This is a genomic window from Mesorhizobium sp. M0715, assembly GCF_040320355.1.
Classification (GTDB): domain Bacteria; phylum Pseudomonadota; class Alphaproteobacteria; order Rhizobiales; family Rhizobiaceae; genus Mesorhizobium.
On the sequence record NZ_JAMYPL010000004.1, the window covers coordinates 293,333 to 310,225 of the forward strand.

The following is a 16,893-nucleotide window of genomic DNA, read 5'->3' on the forward strand; positions in this document are numbered from 1 at the left end:
TTGTTATCTATCGAGCGCGAGGCAATCCTCACGACCACAGCCCAATCGAACCGCCTCGCCCGCATTGAGTTCGGACCGAGACGACGATGCCGCAAGCTTGACAATGAATTTCAGGCCGCCCGCCGTCACAGCGACGAGCCGGATGTGATCCCCGACATAAACGGACTGAACGACGGTTGCCGCAATCACGTTGAGGGCGGTGGAGCCATCGTGCAATAAGGACATGCGCTCGGGCCTGATCGACAGCGTCACCTTGGCGCCCGCAGGGGGCGTCGCGCCAGGGGAAATGGCGTTCAACACCAGATCGCCATCGTCGAGACGGACGGCCACGCCACCGTTTTCACCCCCGGCAAGCACGGTGCCGGACATGCGGTTGTTCTCGCCGATGAAGCTCGCCACAAAGCTGCCCGTCGGACGCTCATACAGTTCGCGTGGTGTCGAAAGCTGCTCGATGCGGCCGGCGCTGAACACCGCGATCCGGTCCGACATGGTCAGCGCCTCGGTCTGGTCGTGTGTCACATAAACGAACGTGACGCCAAGCCGGGCATGGATATCCTTGATTTCGAACTGCATCTGCTCGCGCAATTGCTTGTCGAGGGCGCCGAGCGGTTCGTCCATCAGGACAAGATTTGGTTCGAAGATCAGGGCGCGGGCAACCGCGACGCGTTGTTGCTGCCCACCCGAAAGCTGCGCCGGACGCCGGTTGCCGAATTCGGGCAACTGGACCATGTCGAGAACGTTCCTGACACGTCGCGTCACCTCGTCGCGGCCAAGTTTGCGGACCTCGAGCGGGAAAGCCAGGTTTTCGGCGACCGTCATGTGCGGGAAAAGCGCGTAGTTCTGGAACACCATGCCGATGCCGCGACGATTGGCGGGAACGTTGTCGATGCGCTGACCGTCAATGAGGATTTCGCCCTCGGTAGTATCTTCGAACCCCGCAAGCATCATCAACGCCGTCGTCTTGCCAGACCCGGAAGGCCCCAGCAGCGTCAGGAATTCGCCGCGCATGATTTCCAGGTCGAGCTGACGCACCGCCTGGACCGTCTGCCCGTAGCGCTTGCCGACGCCACGAAACTCGACATGAACCGGGCCACGCGGGGATCCGCCCATCACCGCGCCTGCGCCTTGGGATCACGGCGTGCCGAAGCCGGGCGTTTGCGCGCAGGCTGAGCCTCAGCCGCCGCGGCGGCGCGAAGAATGATGTCGGCGGCCTCGCGCAGGTCGGCCACCAGCGCCTTGCGCGCAGCCGCGCCATCGGCGCGACGCAGCGCCGCGAGCATTTCGTCATGATGGTCCAGGCCCAGGCCGTAGGTCACGTCCGAGCGGACGATGTTCAAGAACGGTCCTGCTTGCAGCCACAATTTCTCGATGATTTGCTGGATGAGAGGTGACCGCGCGGCATGGTACATCGTGAAATGGAAGCGCCTGTTCAAGCCGAGATAGCTAGCCATGACATTGCTCTCGACGCATTCGCGCATCAGCCCGTTCAGCTTCGCCAATTCATCGAGTTCTTCGGGCGTGATGGTCGTCGCGGCCCACTCGGCCGCCGTTCCTTCGACGCTGCAGCGCACACGCACCAGATCCGAAATACGCGCCACCGTGGCCTCGGGGACGATGACGCCCCGATTTGGGTGGTCGAACATCGCCTCGTCGCTGACGAGTTGCCGCAAGGCCTCGCGCACCGGCATGGCGCTGGTCCGGTACTGTTCGGCAAGCTGTCGCACGACCAGTCTTTGGCCGGGCAGGAAGTCACCGTTCATCAGTGCTTCCTTCAAGCCCGTATGTACACGAACATGAGCTGTCTTTTGCGCGGCCGAGCCGGCACTGGCATCCTTGCGATCAAGCATCAGTTTGTCCGGCGCGGCAGTATTTTGAGGTTGCTCGACAGGAAATCGTCGAATGCGCCGGCGAAGCCGTCGAGTTCGGCGTCGCCAGATGGCAGTGACAACGCCAGCATGCCGCGCGGCGTCACGTAGTACCCTCGCAACAGCATCTCGATATGCCAAAGCGCAATCACCGAAGGATCGGCATCGTCGAGCCGCGCCGGTGTATCCACCGGCCCCCTGACGAAATGCAGGTTCATCAACGACCCTCGCCCGATGACGATGCCCTCGACGCCACGCCTTTCAAGGGAAACGTTCATCGCTTCACGCAGGCGGTCGCCGCGCGCATTGATCGCGCGGCTCGCCTCTTGCGTCAGCACCTGGGTCAGACCGGTGAAGCCAGCAGCCATGCTGAGAATATTGTTGTTGAACGTCCCGCCATGCGAGAACGAACCGGGCAAAGCCGGATCGAAGCGATCGACGAGGTCGGCGCGTCCACCGAATGCGCCAAAACTGGCGCCGCCGCCGATATACTTGCCGAGCGTCACGAAATCGGGAAAAATCCCATGCGCCCCGTGGAGCGCGCGGTAGTCGAGGCGCGAAGTCATGACCTCGTCGAAAATCAGCAGCGCCCCGGTCTCCTTCGTCGCCGCGCGCAGCGCTTCCAGGAACTCACGCGTCGCCGGGATGCAGCCGCCGCCGCCCATCATCGGCTCGACGATCACCGCGGCAAGCTCGTCGCCCTGTTCCTTTATGAGCGCCACGGCGCCTGCACTATCGTTGTAGTCGGCGAAGACAAAGGGGAACGGTAGATTGAGTGGCGAGCCGCCATGCGCAAAGGTGAGTACACCACCGTGGTAGCCCTCGCGGAATGCGAGTATCTTCGAGCGCTGCGTGATGGCGCGAGCCGCCGAAATAGCCATGATGTTGGCTTCAGTGCCGGAATTGCAAAAGCGAACGCGCTCGATGGCCGGAAAGCGGTCAACCACCGCGGCAGCCAGGCGCGCTTCGTAGCGGTTGGGCGCACCCAGCATGATGCCGCCCTCTATGACGTTCACCAGGGCCGCCGAAATCGCCTTGTCGGAATGACCGTAAAAACCGGCACTGTATTCCGAGACCAGGTCGACATAGATGTGCCCGTCCAGATCGGTCACCCTGCAGCCTTCGCCGGAAACAAACGATACGGGGAATGGCGGATACCATAGAACAGCCCTCGTATTGCCGCCCGGCAACGATGCCGCGGCCTCGTTCTGCCGCGCCAGGCTGTTCGGGTTGGCGTCAGCGAAACGCTGTCGGGCCTCGTCCAGAACAGCAGCGAGACTGACATTGGCGCGTACGTCTCTGGTGCCTTGCAGCATTCGATCAAATCCCTTTGGCTTTTTCACTTTTTTGCACCGTATCGCAAATTCCTGTTGCTAATCAATCAATTTTGCGCTTGAAATTTGATCAAATATACAACGAAAAAGAAAGGGGAACTGCAATGAGGACTTATCTGCAAACCGTATCTGCCGCCGCGATCTGCCTCGCGACCTCGACTTTTGCCGTGTCCGCGGCCGAACCCGTCACAGTGGTCGGCTGGGGTGGTACATGGGATAAGGCCTACAAGGATGGGGTCTGGGACAAGTACACCGAAAAGACGGGCGTTCCGATCGTCATGGAAGAATGGGGCGGCGAGGTCGCCAAGGTGCGTGCCCAGGTGCAGGCGGGCAACATCACTTATGACGTCGTCTCGGTCGAAGCGCCCGCCATGGAAGTCGGCTGCGCCGAAGGCCTGTTCGTTCCGCTGACGCCAGAAATCACAGGCGACGCGGCCAATTATTTGCCGGGCACCCTGCACGAATGCGGCGTCGCGTCTGATACCTGGGCCACGGTCCTTGCCTATAACACAGATGTCTACAAGGGCGACGCCGCGCCGAAGAGCTGGGCGGATTTTTGGAACGTCGAGAAATTTCCGGGAAAGCGCGGCCTCTACCAGCAGGCGCAGTTCACGCTGGAAAACGCGCTGATGGCCGACGGCGTTAAGCGCGAGGACATGTACAAGGTGCTGGGCACGCCGGAAGGCGTCGACCGGGCTTTCGCCATGCTCGACAAGATCAAGGCGCACGTCGTCTGGTGGTCCACAACGACGCAGGGCATCCAGAACCTCGACAGTGGTGAAGTGGCTCTCAGCGACGGGTTCAATGCGCGCATCACCAACGAAGCCATCAACGAGAAGAAACCCTATACGATCGCATGGGACGCTGGCTTCTTCTATGGCACCGACTACTGGGCGGTGGTGAAGGGCGCGCCGCACCAGCAGGCCGGGCTGGATCTCCTCAAGTGGTTCTCCATCCCTGAAAACCAGGCCGGCTTCTCGAAACTCTATGCCTATGGCACCGGCCGCAAGGAAGCCGCCGACCTCATTCCCGCGAATTGGAAGGCCAACCTGCCGACGTCGCCGGAGCACCTTCAGTACGGCGCCTCCTATGACAACGACTTCTGGACCGAGCACAAGGAAGCACTGGAAGAACGCTTCAAGGCCTGGCTCGCGAAGTAACCTAGGCATGTTGGTCGGGGCAAAGCCGGCTATGAAGCGGCGTCAACGGGGCGGCATGCTCGCCCTGTTGACGGCCCCGCTTATCCTGTTCGTCGTCATTCTGTTTCTGTGGCCGGTGGCGCGCTTCCTCGCTCTGGCCGTCGACAACTCGGATTTCTCGAACAACCTGCCGCGTACAATTGCCGCTCTGGCGGGCTGGAAAGCAGATAGCGGCCTGCCTGGCGAACCCGTCTTTGCAGCACTCGTCGAGGACCTGGCCGACGCGCGGCGCGCCGGGAAGGAAGGCGTCCTGGCGCAACTCGTGAACCAGCGCGTCGTCGGCAGCCGTTTCCTCGTCATCAAGACGGCAAAGGATGCGGCCGACGGCAAGCTGACTATGCGTCCCGTGCGCGGCGAGGTGCTCTCCAAACAGGCCGGCTGGAAAGACATCGATCTCTGGCAGGTCATCGCGCGTCAACAAAGCGCGCGAACGGACTATTATCTGCTTGCGAGCCTGGACCTGAAGCGAGGCGCGGACAATTCAATCGAAGCCGTTTCCGCCGACCGCGCCATCTTCGTCGACGCGCTGCTACGCACGATCTGGATCAGCATCGTGGTGACCGTCATCTGCGCGGTGCTCGCCGTGCCGCTGGCGCAGGCAATTGTCAGCGCGCCGCCGGCCTGGTCGAAGCTCATGTTCGCGCTGATCCTGTTTCCGCTCTGGACATCGCTGCTGGTGCGCACCGTCATCTGGATTATCGTGCTGCAGAAGAACGGACCCGTGAATTCCACGCTGCTTGGCCTCGGCATCGTCAGCGAGCCGCTCAATCTCATTTACACACGCTTTTCGCTCTATTTGGCGATGGTTCAGGTTCTGCTGCCCATGATGGTGCTCTCCGTCGTCGCTGTCATGCGGCGGGTTCCGACCACCTACATGCGCGCGGCACTTTCGCTGGGTGCGCCGTGGCTCACGGCATGGCGCCGCGTGCAGTTGCCGTTGATCCTGCCAGGAATCCTGTCTGGCGGGGCGATCGTTTTTGTCTTCGCTCTCGGCTATTACATCACCCCGACGCTTGTCGGCGGGCCGACCGACCAGATGATCTCCAGCTACATAGCTTTCTACACGAACAGCACACTGAACTGGGGCATGGGTGCAGCGCTTTCGCTGCAACTGCTGATGATCCTCGTCCTGTTTGCGTTGCTGTTCTGGACGGCGTCCGTCCTCTTCCGCCGCAAGGCGCATGTCGCATGAGCGCCGACCGCTTCCGGAAGTGGCTGATGTATGCCTATGCGGCGACGTTGCTGGCGTTCATCATCCTACCCCTGCTGATCGTGATCCCTATGTCGCTGACCTCGAGCAATTCGCTGGCATTTCCGACGCCGGGCTGGTCGCTGCGCTGGTATGCCGAACTGTGGGTCGACCAGCGTTGGCCGAACGCGCTGTGGAACTCGATCGTCATCGGGATATCCACCACGGTTCTGGCGTTGCTGCTCGGCATACCTGCGGCGATCGGACTCGCCTGGGGCAATTTTGCCGGCAAACGGATCCTCTACGCGGTCATCGCCGCGCCCTTGGTGACGCCGGTTGTCATCGTCGGCGTCGCGGCCTTTTCATTCTTCGCCACACTGGGACTCGTCGGCAACAAGCTATCGATCATTCTGGTGCATACGGCGATGGCCGTGCCTGTGATGCTGACGACTGTCGTCGCCAGCCTTTCGACCTTCGACCGGACATTGGTTCGCGCGGCGGCATCGCTCGGCGCCGGCACCATGCGCACATTCTTCAAGGTAGTGCTGCCGCTGATAGCGCCGGGCGTCATTACAGGGGCCATCATCGCCTTCATCATCTCTTTCGACGAAGTCGTCGTCGCAAGTTTCCTCTCGACAGGCGCGGAGCGAACCTTGCCTCGCATGATATTCTCCGGGGTTCGCGAGTCCATCAGCCCTGCTATCGCGGCCGTCGCTGTGCTGCTGATCGCCTTCTCGGCGACCCTGCTTGGTGTCATCGCCATCCTTCAGAGCCGCTCGCAAACTCTCCGCGCAAGGGCATCGGCATGAGACTGGTTCCATCGGTGCAGCAGTTGGAGACAGAGATGACGGCCTGGCGGCGGCATCTGCATGCCAATCCAGAACTCGGCTTCGAAGAGTTCGAGACGGCGCGTTTCGTGGCGGACAAACTGCGCTCGTGGGGCATCGAGACGATCGAAGGCGTCGGTCGGACAGGCGTCGTGGGTACGCTCAGGGGCAGGCTCGGCGCTGGTCGCGGGCTTGGCATCCGAGCCGACATGGACGCCCTGCCGATGACCGAGGCGCGGCCGCTGCCGCATGCGTCCCGCATTCCCGGGAGGATGCATGGCTGCGGCCATGACGGTCACACGACGATGCTGCTCGGCGCAGCCTCGGCGCTTGCCCGCTCGCCCGACTTCGCCGGCACCGTGCATTTCATTTTCCAGCCGGCCGAGGAGGGCCGAGGTGGGGCACTCGCCATGCTGAATGAGGGCCTTTTCGAGCGTTTCCCCTGCGATGAAGTCTACGCGCTGCACAATTGCGAACGGCCGCTGGGCGAGATCGCCGTCCACCATGAGACGGTGGCAGCGGCGGCCGATCGCTTCGAGATCGTCGTGCATGGAAGGGGCGGCCATGCGGCGATGCCGCATCTTGCGATCAATCCACTTCCCAGCGCCGCGCGCATCCTGCTGGCGATAGAAGCCCTGCCCGGACGCCTGACCGATGTGCACTCTCCGGCAATCGTCACCGTTGGCAGCCTGCGCGCCGGCGAAGCCTTCAACACCATCCCCGATGCGGCGTTTCTGACCGGCACCGTGCGCACCTTCGACCATCAGGTTCAAAAGACGCTGGAGACGGCAATCCGCCGCATCGCGAAAAACGAGGCTGAAGCTTTTGGCGCCAGCGTCGATATTCGCTACGAAACGCCCTTCGCGCCGACGATCAACACTCCGGCGCAAGCCGACGCGATGATCGCGATTGCGAACGAGGTGATGGGCTCGGAACGTCTCGTCGTCGATCCGCCTCCCGAGATGGGTTCTGAAGATTTCTGCTACATGTTGGAACAGCGGCCGGGCTGCTATTTCTTGCTTGGCCAGGCGGACGACGCGCACCAGGCCGCCGCGCACGACACCAATTACGATTTTAACGACGCTATCCTGCCGATGGGCGCCAGTCTTTGGGTCAGGCTGGTGGAGCGCCGCCTGTCCGCGGCAGGCGCATCGTGATGCAGTTGCCGGAAAAAGACATCCGCTGGCGGAGCCATTGGCTGCGGCAGGCATTGCCCGAGGACCCGGACCTTGCGCCTCCGCTCGAAGAGACAACGCAGGCCGACATCTGCATCGTCGGCGGCGGGTATCTCGGACTGTGGACCGCCATTCGCCTCAAGCAGCACAATCCAGGCTTCGATGTTGTCATTGTAGAGCGCGACATTTGTGGTGGTGGCCCGAGCGGCCGCAATTCCGGAATGGTGCTTTCGGCATGGACCAAATACAGCGCGCTTGCCGCGCTGCGCGACGGAAACGACGCGCTTTCGATCATCAAGGCATCCGAAGCCGCGATCGGCGGCATCGAGGCTTTCTGCAAGGCCGAGGCAATCGACGCCTGGTTCGATCGCGTCGGCTGGATTTGGGGCGCTACGTGCGAAGCACAGCTTGGCGCCTGGGACGACGCGTTAAACAAGCTGGCAGCGCATGGCTACGCCCCGGCGCGGCGAGTTTCGCGCCCTGAGATCGCGGCAATGGCCGGTACGACGAGCCACCTTGGCGGTGCGTTCGACGCTTCGTCGGCAACTGTGCATCCAGGGTTCCTGGTGCGCGGCCTGCGTCGTGCAGCGCTGAACCGCGGCGTTCGGATCTATGAAAAGTCGCCGATGAAGCGGTTTTCACGACGTGGCAAGCTCACGGTGGAAACGGCGAAAGGAACTGTGTCCTGCGGCAAGGTCGTGCTTGCCATGAATGCCTGGTCCGGCGCGATTCCGGAACTGGCCCCTGCGATCTTCAACATCTCCAGCGACGACGCCATGTCACAGCCCATTCCAGACCTTCTCGACAAGGTCGGCTACCGCCGGGCGCCGCTGATGATCGATTCCCGCGTCTTCGTTGGCGGTTGGTCTCCGACGCGCGATGGTCGGCTGTCCGTCGGCGTCAGCGGTGGCGTCATTGGCTTCGGCGGCATCGTCGACCAGCGTTTCCATGGCCTGTCGCCACGGGTCGCCGAAATGCGTCGTGCGCTGCGGGATGGCCACCCGGCGCTCGCCGATTTCCCGCTCGAGACATCGTGGAACGGCCCGATCGACCGGACGGTCAGCGGCGTGCCGCTGTTCGGCGCTTTGCCCGCTAACCGCGATGTCGTCTACGGCTACGGCTTTTCCGGCAATGGCACGACAATGGCTTATATCGGCGGCGAGATCCTCACCGGCCTGCTGACTGACGGCGAATCGGAACTGACGCATTCGGCGCTGGTGCGTCCGGTGGCGCGCGGTTTCCCGCCCGAACCCTTTCGCTTCGTCGGTGCGCATTTCGTCCGTGGCGCGGTGCGTCGGCGCGACGATCTCGAACATGCCGGACGCAAGCTGGATCCGGTGACGAGATGGCTCGCCGGGCTGGCTCCGTCCGGCGTCACTCCTTCCAAAGCCAATCTTCGCGCAAAGAAAGGATGACAATGTCCAAGGCCAAGATTTTCAAGCACAGCGAGTTGACTCTGAAGCCATCAGTCACGCCGACCGGAACGTCGTCGATCGCGCGCGTCATCAATGCCGAGATCAGCCGGACCATGGGCGGTGGCATCGAGTATCTGGAGAACGCCTCGATCGACTGGACCGTGACCTATGACGAGGTGCTGTTCATCCATGAAGGCACGCTGACGATCGAACTGGATGACGGCCGCCACGAATGCCGCCCTGGCGACATCGTCTGGCTGCCCAATGGCACGCATCTGAAATACATCGCAACCGAACGCACCGGCTATTTTTACTGCCTGTACCCGTATGACTGGGCCGCGCGGCAAGGGACGTTAGAACCTTGAAGTGACAGGCATATCATAGGTTGGCCTTTCACGGCGCCGGGCCGCCTGGCAGAAGCGGGTCGTTATTATAGCAATATGTATATTAGCTATTTCTTGACAATCGATCCAGGCTCTGATTTCCTGATTAATGGGTACTTAACCAAGTTCGTTGCGTTTGTTACGGACGGTGTTCGCATGTCGACGTTGGTCGTGGCGGACCCGCGAGGGGTATATCTCGCCGGTCTGGAATGGGTTTTGCAGAAGGCTGGACACGATGTTGTCGCCCAGTGCCGCCGCCCTGTGGACGTTCTCGCTCATGTGGAGCGCCATCAGCCTGATATCGTCATCGTGGGCGTGGATCTCGCGGACCAGCAGACATCAGGTCTCTCCTCACGGCTGAAGGCCGGCAACAGCGCTCTCGGCATCATCTTCATCGTGCAGCCAACCGGCAGGCTGGATGTCAAGGAGATACAGACGCTCGACGTCGACGGCCTGTTTCTGGACGGCATCAGCCACCGCTTTCTCATCGAATGCGTGAATGCGGTGGCGGCGGGCAAGAAGTGGATCGACAACAAGATCGTCCAGCAGCTGCTGATGCCCGGGTCGCAGCCGCAGCCAATGTCCCGGCTGACCGGGCGGGAGACCGAGATCGCCGATCTCGTCTCGCGCGGGCTGCGCAACAAGACCATCGCGCAGCGGCTGCATTTATCCGAAGGCACGGTGAAGATGCACCTGCATCACGTCTACGAGAAGCTGCACCTCGGCGGCCGGGCGGAACTGGCCTGGATGACGCACGGCAAAAGCCTCGCCCCCCCCCCAGGAACGGGCCTCCTCTGAAAGCAGCACTTTTTTAACGGGCATCGACGTGAGGCCGGCAGCGGGCCGGAAAGCCGCGCGATGGCATCGGCCGCGATTGCGACAGCCTGCTCTCGGTCCGACCCGCCTGATAACCGGGGCATTGGAGATTGGCTTGGCGGTTGCTGGCTCTCCCCTCCTCCGGTTCCTTCAGCCAAAGAGGCTGGTTGTCGGAAAGCCGCCACAGCATACACCGCAAGCCGCCGCTTTGCATGTCGCCTAGTTTGAGTCCAGAGCCTTGGTGTCTTGAACGTCCGGCCCCTCGAAGGGGGCCGGATCGTCTGCGTTGAAGCTAATGAAGGCTGCGAGAACGTCATCAAACGATGAAGTCCTGGCTTGCGAGGATGCTCAGTGTTTGCGTAGCAGCATCCCCGTCGAGGTCGGTGTTTGCCAGAGTGAATTCGAACGGCTGATCGTCAACTGGGCCCTCGATGCTCGTCGAGAAGTCGAGGATGCGAACACCCGAGTTGGCACCGCCGACGTGGAACTGAACGTAGGCCGTGTCGAAGGCTTGCCCACCATCGTCATCGATGGTCACGGTCTGATTGCCCGAGCGCAAGCCAGTAACGTTTTCGATGGTGTGATCGATCAGATTGCCGCCATCGTCGTAAAGCCACGATTCTACGGTGATGGCGTTGATGTTTCCAATTCCTGCGACCGCGAAGGTTAGATTGTTGATGTCAGACCCGTCCGCAGTGGAGAAGGTGAAGCCCTCGTTGTTATTGATCTGCGAAGCCTGACCGCCTTTCACGCCGAAACCAACTGCATCGGGGTTAAGGTCGTCAGCCGCTACAGTCGGGCCTCCCAGTGGAGTGGTGTTGAACGGCACAAAGGCTGCCTCGGTCGCGTCCGCTACGGGCGTAGCGTTGAAGATCAGGCCGTCAAAGACGATGCTGCCGGTGTTATCCACCGTGGGTACTGTCAAGGTCTCCTGGGGACCGCCCGACTTGACCGCATTGAAGTTGAGGTCGGACTGCTCACCCTGGGGTGTGAAGAGCACGTCGAAGGTGTATCCCGAGTCGGTCACGTTCAGTTGGTAAAGATCCGCATCGGTGGCCACGTCGCGGTACGTCAGCGTGGTTCCGTCGTTGGTGAGAATCTCCTCGATGTCAGCGCCACCGAGATCGGTATATTGGGTGATGGTGACGTGTGAGCCGTCGGCTCCGGGAGTAAGGTCGAACGTCCCTGTGTCCTGTTGATTGGCGGCCAATCCGACTTGGAACGGCGTTGCATCACCAGTGATGCCGTCGAACGTCGGCCCGGCATCCTCAAACACGAGGTGCGTCCCGAGATCCTCGTGGTTGACGACCGTCACCTCGCTCGATGATGGGAACGCGACTTCAAGGTTCTCAACGCGCACACCGGAGGTGCTCTGCTTCGTGTCGTAGGTAAATCGAACGTAGATTTGATCGACGCTATCCGCCGACTCGATGGTATAATTCTCAAAGACGGCGCTGCCGGAAGGTAAAGTTACTTTGTCAGTGCCATGCTCAACTATCACCCCATTATCGATAGTCCACCACTCGATGTTAACGCTCTTCACACCGCCTATGCCCTGGACGTCGAACCTGATGCCGCCGATCTCGTTCGCATCCGGAGTGGCAGAAGTCCAGGCCGCGTCTTGGACGAAGAAGCCCTCATTTTGATTCATCTGAGAGGCTTGGCCCCCCTTCACACCGAAGCCGACGGCGTCGGGATTCAGATCATCATTGGTTCCGGGGTTCTTGTTGATGGTCGTCGGATCAGTGACTGCACCTGCCGGGAAGATGATGCCATCAAACTTGGCGCTGTGATTGTCAGTGAGATCGGCTGTCGCAACCGTGAGTGTCTCCTGTGGGCTACCTGACGGGATCGACGCGAAGTCCAGCACCTGAAACGTCGTTACGAGCTCAGTGGTCGTTACATCCAGTGTGATCTTGCCTTCGGCAAAAGACAGGATGTCTCCATCGTCAACGGCGAGCGGATCGTTGTGATGCAACGGTTCGTATTGAATGAGGTAAATCTGCGCTGACGACACGCCGCCGGTCAGGTCAAGCGCAACCGCGAACGCTAGGTCGCCCGCAGGGTCCGCGTCCCCATTAGCGTCGGCCTCGCGTCCATAAATGATGCCGCCCTCATTGTAGAGGAAGATTTCCACACCGTCGACGGTAAAGAGGCCGCTCGTGGTGCCGCCCGGGCCGTCATCGGGAATCGACAGCGCCAGATCGGTCGCGCCGGTTGTGTCAAGGAGGGCGGTGTTGACAGCCACCTGCGGGAACCCTGTCGTGGGGTCGGTAGGACTGATTCCAAGCACGCCGAGAGCGGTGAGCGCGTCGCTCAGCGTCTGGTCGAGGAGGACATCGTTATCATCGGTGACGGTTTGTACGCCGATTTGCTCGTCGAGAACGAGATTGGTGTCGGTAATAGTGGTCATAATCTTCCTCCCAATTGTGATCGAGCTGTCCCCAGGGTCAGTTGGAATGAGGTCAGGGCGCGCCGAAAATGGTGGATTTCGAGAACCGGAACAGAGCACGCCTTGACGTGCGTAAGTTCCGGAGGCTTGGACAACTACGATTGCCCGTCCGCCATCACTTGAGATGCCACTTGAAATGCTAACAAACCCCAGATGCTCAGGGGTCAATTTGGCGCAGCCTAAGGATGGCAAGTCAACTTTCCGTCTGGTAGTATTATGACCTATATCGAACGATATATATCGTTTTCGATAGGGTCGCCGGCGTCAATATAAATGGGAATATTGACCTGGCGGAGAAGCGCCGTAGTGAATGCCCGCGCCCGGAGCAAACCATACGTGTCAAACGCCTTGCAAAACTGGCCCCGATCGGCGTCCCCCTTTATGTAGGGCACGTCGCTTAGCGCTCGCCGGAGCTTATCGGGTTGCGCAGCCTGGCGAGCGCGGATGAGCTTGGCCGTGTTGTGTTGATCAGGCGCGGTTCTTGAAGCGCCGGGACTCATTGACAGTCTCGATGATCTCACAGTGATGCGTGAGACGATCCGAGTTCATCGAGGACGACGAAGCCGAGGCGGGTGAGATAGTCGGCGATGCGGCCCTGCTTGCCGGCGCGACGCTCGGTCTTGAGCTGGTTGAGCAGATCGACGACGTTGCACCTATCACGTCTACGAGAAGCTGCACCTCGGCAGCCGGGCGGAGCTGGCCTGGGCATGGCAAAGGCGCTGAGCGTCCAGGAACGGGCCTCCTCTGACACCCCACTCTCAACTGGCATCGACATGAAGCGGCAAAGGGGGCCGGAAAGCCGCGTGATGGCATCGGCCGTGATACCCACCGCAGCGCCTGCGTCAGCCTGATCTATCGAAAGATATATATCGTTCGATCAGGTGCGGACATTGACCTCAATACTATCGAACCGGGAATGGACGCCTCCTCTTCGGCGGCGCCACAATCGAGGATCAAAGGCCGCAATTCAGCGCGTTAGGGCATCTGGGGATGGGGATCCCCTTTTCTTGATGCGTTCAAAAAGGGGGAATCTCGATGGCACCCACCATAGCAGCTCATGGCTGGCCTCACTGCAATCCCTTGCGCCGGATGTCACTCCGCACACCAGAGAAATAGCGATGAAAACCAAGCAACAGCCCCCTGCCCTGCAGGTGGTGATGAAAGAGATCAAACGCGCCATTCGGCCGCTGATCTGGTTCAGCGGAGGCATCAACGTGCTGATGCTGACCGGGGCGCTTTACATGCTCCAGGTCTACCACCGCGTACTCGGCAGCCATAGCCTGGAGACGCTGGTGATGCTGTCGCTGATGGCGGCGGCCGCGCTCGGGACGCTCGCCGGGCTGGAAGTAATACGCGGGCGTCTTCTAGCCAAGGTCGGATCATGGATGAACGCGCGCTTGGGACCGGTTCTGCTGACCGCATCGGTGGAATACGCCGCGTCGGCGCCTGGCCAGGCCAACGCCCGTCCGCTGCGCGATCTGGACCAGGTGCGGAATTTCTTCACCAGCCCGAGCGTCTTCCCGATCCTCGACGCGCCTTGGGCGCCGCTGTTTTTCGCTGCCATTTTTGTCATGCACCCATGGCTTGGATGGCTGGCGCTCGGCGGCGGGATCGTCCTGTTCGCTTTGGCACTGCTCAACGAATACGTCACGCGAAAGCCCTTGACCGAGGCTGCGGGTGCGCAGTCGCGGGCATATGTGCAGGCCGAGGCTGCAATCCGCAACGCCGAGGTCGTCCAGGCCATGGGCATGCTGAAGCCCCTGTTGGAGGGCTGGAAGGCACAGCAGGACGAGGCGAACAAAGGACAGGTTCTTGCCGCCAACCGGGGTGGGGCCATCGCGGCTATCGCGCGTTGTCACCGGCTGGCCCTGCAAATGGCGATACTCGGCCTCGGCGCCTATCTGGTACTTCGCAACGAGGCCTCGCCCGGTATCATGATCTCCGCCTCGATCCTGATGGGCCGCGCATTGTCACCGGTCGAGCAAGCCATCGGCACATGGAAGGCGACGCTCGGAGCGCGTGCCGCCTATCGGCGTCTCACCGCTGTCGCCGGACAGCACCGGGAATCCACACCGGTTCTGCCGCTACCACGACCGAAAGGCAGGTTCGAGGCCGAGAACATTGTGCTTGCCCGACAGGGTGGCGAACATATCCTGAAAGGCATCAACTTCCGCCTCGAGCCGGGTGAAGCGATGGCGTTGATCGGTCCGAGCGGGGCTGGCAAGACGAGCCTGGCGCGCATACTCGCCGGTGCCTGGCGCCCGTCCGCGGGGCGCGCCTTGCTGGACGGAACGGATGTTGCCCAATGGGCGGCGGAAGACCGTGGCCGTCATGTCGGCTACCTACCGCAGGACATCGAACTCTTCGCCGGCACCGTGTCCGAAAATATTTGCCGCTTCGCGACGCTCAACCCGGCGGTCTTCAACAAGGTGGTCGAGGCCGCGCAGTTGGCAGGAGTCCACGAACTGATCAAGGGACTGCCGAAGGGTTACGCCACCGAGATCGGCGAATCCGGCGCCGTCCTGTCAGGCGGGCAGCGCCAGCGCATCGGGCTGGCGCGGGCACTCTACGGCGACCCCGCGCTGCTTATCCTCGACGAACCCAATTCCAACCTCGACAGAGAGGGCGAGGAGGCATTGATTGCTGCTCTCGGCGTGGCCAAGGCCACGAACACAACCGTTATCCTGATCGCGCACCGCCCCAACCTTTTGGACAAGATAGACAAGATACTGGTGCTCAACAGAGGTCAGCAGGATCTCTTCGGGCCGCGCGACCATGTCTTCAACGAACTCGCCAACCGTGTCAGCAAGGTGGCCCATCTGCCCAAGGCGGCCCAGTTGCCAGCCCTTGAAGTGGTCAAGGAAATCAAAGAGGTCAAGGAAGCATGAGCCGCCCCCCCGGATTGAACGTCGTGCCGCTACCCCTTCCCCCGCCCTCGCTGCTGGAACCGGTGCCGCTGCGTCTCACCGGCGTGACCTGCACCGGGTTCGCGATCATGTTCCTGTTCTTCGGCGTGGCCGGGGGCTGGGCGGCACTGGCGCCGTTGGACAGCGCCGCCGTGGCGCCGGGCGTTATCAAGGTGGCCGGCGACCGCAAGCTCATCCAGCACCTCGAGGGCGGCATCATCGCAGAGTTGAACGCCGCCAACGGGGATATCGTCAAGACCGGCAAGGTCCTCGTCCGGCTCGACGACACGCAGGCAAAGGCGCAGCTCGACCTGATCCAGAACCGGATAGCAACGCGTGAGGCGCTGGCCGCGCGTCTCAGGGCCGAGCGTGACGGCAAGACCGGGATCGAGTTCAATCCGGCGTTGCTCGCAGACCCCGCCACGGCCGTGAAGGACGCGGTGGCCGCACAGCGTGACGTGTTTGCCGCGAAGCACCACAATCTGAAGGACGAGCGGGAAATTCTCGGCCAGCGCCGTCACCAGGTCGAGGAAGAGATAACGGGACTGGAGCAGCTTATCGTCACCGAAGACAAACAGATCGAGGCAATCGAGGATGAAAGCAAAGACCTTGAGGGGCTGCTCAAGAAAGGGCTGACCACCCGCGAACGGAACCTGTTGCTCAGACGCCAACAGCGGGAGATCGAAGGGGAGCGCGCTACCAACATTGCCGCAATCGCCCGTGCCGGAAGCGCCATGGCCGAGATTGATATGCAGATCCTGAACCTCAACACAGTGCGGCTGAACCAGGCCGTCGATGAGTTGAGCAAGGTCGAGGCGGAGTTGTTCGACCTCGGACAGCAGGAGCGCTCCGCCAAGGACGTGCTTGACCGCACCAACGTCGCCGCACCGGTTGACGGCATCGTCATGGACCTGAAGGTCCATACGGCAGGCGGCGTCGTGAAACCCGGTGAGACATTGATGACGATCGTGCCGCTCGGACAACAACTCGTGGTCGAGGCCATGGTCAAGCCGGAGGATGTCGAGACGATCGCACCCGGACAGCCCGCGCGCGTCAGCTTCCCGGCGTTCGCTCGCTACAACCTGCCGCCGCTCGAGGGCGTCGTGGAGATCGTGTCGGCTGACCGCATGGTTGAGGAACGCAGCGGCGCACCTTATTTCGCCGCGACCGTTGTGATCGACAAAAGCGAACTCGGCAAGCTGGAGGGCCGCAAGCTGCTGCCCGGCATGTCGAGCGAGACGATGATCCGGACGGGGGCTCGCACCGTGCTCTCTTATCTCGCCGAGCCAATCACGCAGAACTTCCGCCGGGCCATGCGGGAAAAATAGCCGT

At 61.6% G+C, this 16,893-nt stretch carries 13 protein-coding genes and 1 pseudogene; 9 read left to right on the forward strand and 5 right to left on the reverse strand.

The window, feature by feature from the left end; genetic code table 11:
• Positions 1-3: 3 nt before the first annotated feature.
• The 3 genes from NKI21_RS07475 to NKI21_RS07485 are packed head-to-tail and all read right to left on the reverse strand — an operon-like array spanning position 4 to position 3,181.
• Positions 4-1,110, reverse strand: a complete 1,107-nt coding sequence (locus NKI21_RS07475; RefSeq protein WP_352865080.1) for an ABC transporter ATP-binding protein — start codon at positions 1,108-1,110, stop codon at positions 4-6.
• Positions 1,110-1,847, reverse strand: coding sequence for a GntR family transcriptional regulator (locus NKI21_RS07480; RefSeq protein WP_127321023.1), 738 nt, complete (start codon positions 1,845-1,847; stop codon positions 1,110-1,112). Before NKI21_RS07480 ends, NKI21_RS07475 begins: the two co-directional genes overlap by 1 nt.
• Positions 1,847-3,181: an aspartate aminotransferase family protein gene (locus tag NKI21_RS07485; RefSeq protein ID WP_352440330.1), complete on the reverse strand. Its 1,335-nt coding sequence runs from the start codon at positions 3,179-3,181 to the stop codon at positions 1,847-1,849. Before NKI21_RS07485 ends, NKI21_RS07480 begins: the two co-directional genes overlap by 1 nt.
• Positions 3,182-3,195: 14 nt before the next feature.
• Between NKI21_RS07485 and NKI21_RS07490 the strand changes: the two genes are divergently transcribed.
• The 7 genes from NKI21_RS07490 (at position 3,196) to NKI21_RS07520 (ending at position 10,185) form a co-directional block, all read left to right on the forward strand.
• The gene (locus tag NKI21_RS07490) at positions 3,196-4,359 is read left to right on the forward strand and encodes an ABC transporter substrate-binding protein (protein WP_352865084.1); all 1,164 of its coding nucleotides are present in this window, start codon (positions 3,196-3,198) and stop codon (positions 4,357-4,359) included.
• A gap of 31 nt (positions 4,360-4,390) precedes the next feature.
• On the forward strand, positions 4,391-5,590 hold the full coding sequence (locus tag NKI21_RS07495) for an ABC transporter permease (RefSeq protein ID WP_352865087.1): 1,200 nt from the start codon (positions 4,391-4,393) through the stop codon (positions 5,588-5,590).
• A complete protein-coding gene (locus tag NKI21_RS07500) occupies positions 5,587-6,396 on the forward strand; it encodes an ABC transporter permease (RefSeq protein WP_128306010.1) in 810 nt (269 codons plus the stop codon). Before NKI21_RS07495 ends, NKI21_RS07500 begins: the two co-directional genes overlap by 4 nt.
• Complete coding sequence (locus tag NKI21_RS07505) at positions 6,393-7,571, forward strand: amidohydrolase (protein ID WP_352796206.1); 1,179 nt, start codon at positions 6,393-6,395, stop codon at positions 7,569-7,571. Before NKI21_RS07500 ends, NKI21_RS07505 begins: the two co-directional genes overlap by 4 nt.
• Positions 7,571-9,004, forward strand: coding sequence for an NAD(P)/FAD-dependent oxidoreductase (locus NKI21_RS07510; RefSeq protein WP_352865090.1), 1,434 nt, complete (start codon positions 7,571-7,573; stop codon positions 9,002-9,004). The genes NKI21_RS07505 and NKI21_RS07510 overlap by 1 nt, the downstream gene beginning before the upstream one ends.
• Before the next feature lie 2 nt (positions 9,005-9,006).
• The gene (locus NKI21_RS07515) at positions 9,007-9,369 is read left to right on the forward strand and encodes a EutQ-related cupin domain-containing protein (RefSeq protein ID WP_164893115.1); all 363 of its coding nucleotides are present in this window, start codon (positions 9,007-9,009) and stop codon (positions 9,367-9,369) included.
• 174 nt (positions 9,370-9,543) lie between these two features.
• The gene (locus tag NKI21_RS07520; RefSeq protein ID WP_023809918.1) at positions 9,544-10,185 is read left to right on the forward strand and encodes a response regulator transcription factor; all 642 of its coding nucleotides are present in this window, start codon (positions 9,544-9,546) and stop codon (positions 10,183-10,185) included.
• Between the two features lie 334 nt (positions 10,186-10,519).
• On the opposite strand, the gene NKI21_RS07525 is transcribed toward NKI21_RS07520, so the two are convergent.
• The gene (locus NKI21_RS07525; RefSeq protein ID WP_352865094.1) at positions 10,520-12,616 is read right to left on the reverse strand and encodes a hypothetical protein; all 2,097 of its coding nucleotides are present in this window, start codon (positions 12,614-12,616) and stop codon (positions 10,520-10,522) included.
• Positions 12,617-13,123: 507 nt separating this feature from the next.
• Positions 13,124-13,304 (reverse strand): annotated as a pseudogene (locus tag NKI21_RS07530) (IS21-like element helper ATPase IstB); the annotation flags it as partial.
• Between the two features lie 469 nt (positions 13,305-13,773).
• Here NKI21_RS07530 and NKI21_RS07535 point away from each other — a divergent pair.
• Positions 13,774-15,543 carry a type I secretion system permease/ATPase gene (locus NKI21_RS07535; RefSeq protein WP_127290280.1) on the forward strand — a complete coding sequence of 590 codons (1,770 nt, stop codon included), beginning with the start codon at positions 13,774-13,776 and terminating at the stop codon, positions 15,541-15,543.
• Entirely contained in the window at positions 15,540-16,889 is a 1,350-nt protein-coding gene (locus NKI21_RS07540; protein ID WP_352440323.1) for an HlyD family type I secretion periplasmic adaptor subunit, read from the forward strand. The genes NKI21_RS07535 and NKI21_RS07540 overlap by 4 nt, the downstream gene beginning before the upstream one ends.
• The last annotated feature ends 4 nt before the right edge of the window (positions 16,890-16,893 follow it).

What these genes read in the sequence shown, in the direction of transcription:
- NKI21_RS07475 (WP_352865080.1), bottom strand. Translation starts at nt 1,110, where the DNA reads ATGGGCGGATCCCCGCGTGGCCCGGTTCATGTCGAGTTTCGTGGCGTC.
- NKI21_RS07480 (WP_127321023.1), bottom strand. Translation starts at nt 1,847, where the DNA reads ATGCTTGATCGCAAGGATGCCAGTGCCGGCTCGGCCGCGCAAAAGACA.
- NKI21_RS07485 (WP_352440330.1), bottom strand. Translation starts at nt 3,181, where the DNA reads ATGCTGCAAGGCACCAGAGACGTACGCGCCAATGTCAGTCTCGCTGCT.
- NKI21_RS07495 (WP_352865087.1), top strand. Translation starts at nt 4,391, where the DNA reads ATGAAGCGGCGTCAACGGGGCGGCATGCTCGCCCTGTTGACGGCCCCG.
- NKI21_RS07500 (WP_128306010.1), top strand. Translation starts at nt 5,587, where the DNA reads ATGAGCGCCGACCGCTTCCGGAAGTGGCTGATGTATGCCTATGCGGCG.
- NKI21_RS07505 (WP_352796206.1), top strand. Translation starts at nt 6,393, where the DNA reads ATGAGACTGGTTCCATCGGTGCAGCAGTTGGAGACAGAGATGACGGCC.
- NKI21_RS07510 (WP_352865090.1), top strand. Translation starts at nt 7,571, where the DNA reads ATGCAGTTGCCGGAAAAAGACATCCGCTGGCGGAGCCATTGGCTGCGG.
- NKI21_RS07515 (WP_164893115.1), top strand. Translation starts at nt 9,007, where the DNA reads ATGTCCAAGGCCAAGATTTTCAAGCACAGCGAGTTGACTCTGAAGCCA.
- NKI21_RS07520 (WP_023809918.1), top strand. Translation starts at nt 9,544, where the DNA reads ATGTCGACGTTGGTCGTGGCGGACCCGCGAGGGGTATATCTCGCCGGT.
- NKI21_RS07525 (WP_352865094.1), bottom strand. Translation starts at nt 12,616, where the DNA reads ATGACCACTATTACCGACACCAATCTCGTTCTCGACGAGCAAATCGGC.
- NKI21_RS07535 (WP_127290280.1), top strand. Translation starts at nt 13,774, where the DNA reads ATGAAAACCAAGCAACAGCCCCCTGCCCTGCAGGTGGTGATGAAAGAG.
- NKI21_RS07540 (WP_352440323.1), top strand. Translation starts at nt 15,540, where the DNA reads ATGAGCCGCCCCCCCGGATTGAACGTCGTGCCGCTACCCCTTCCCCCG.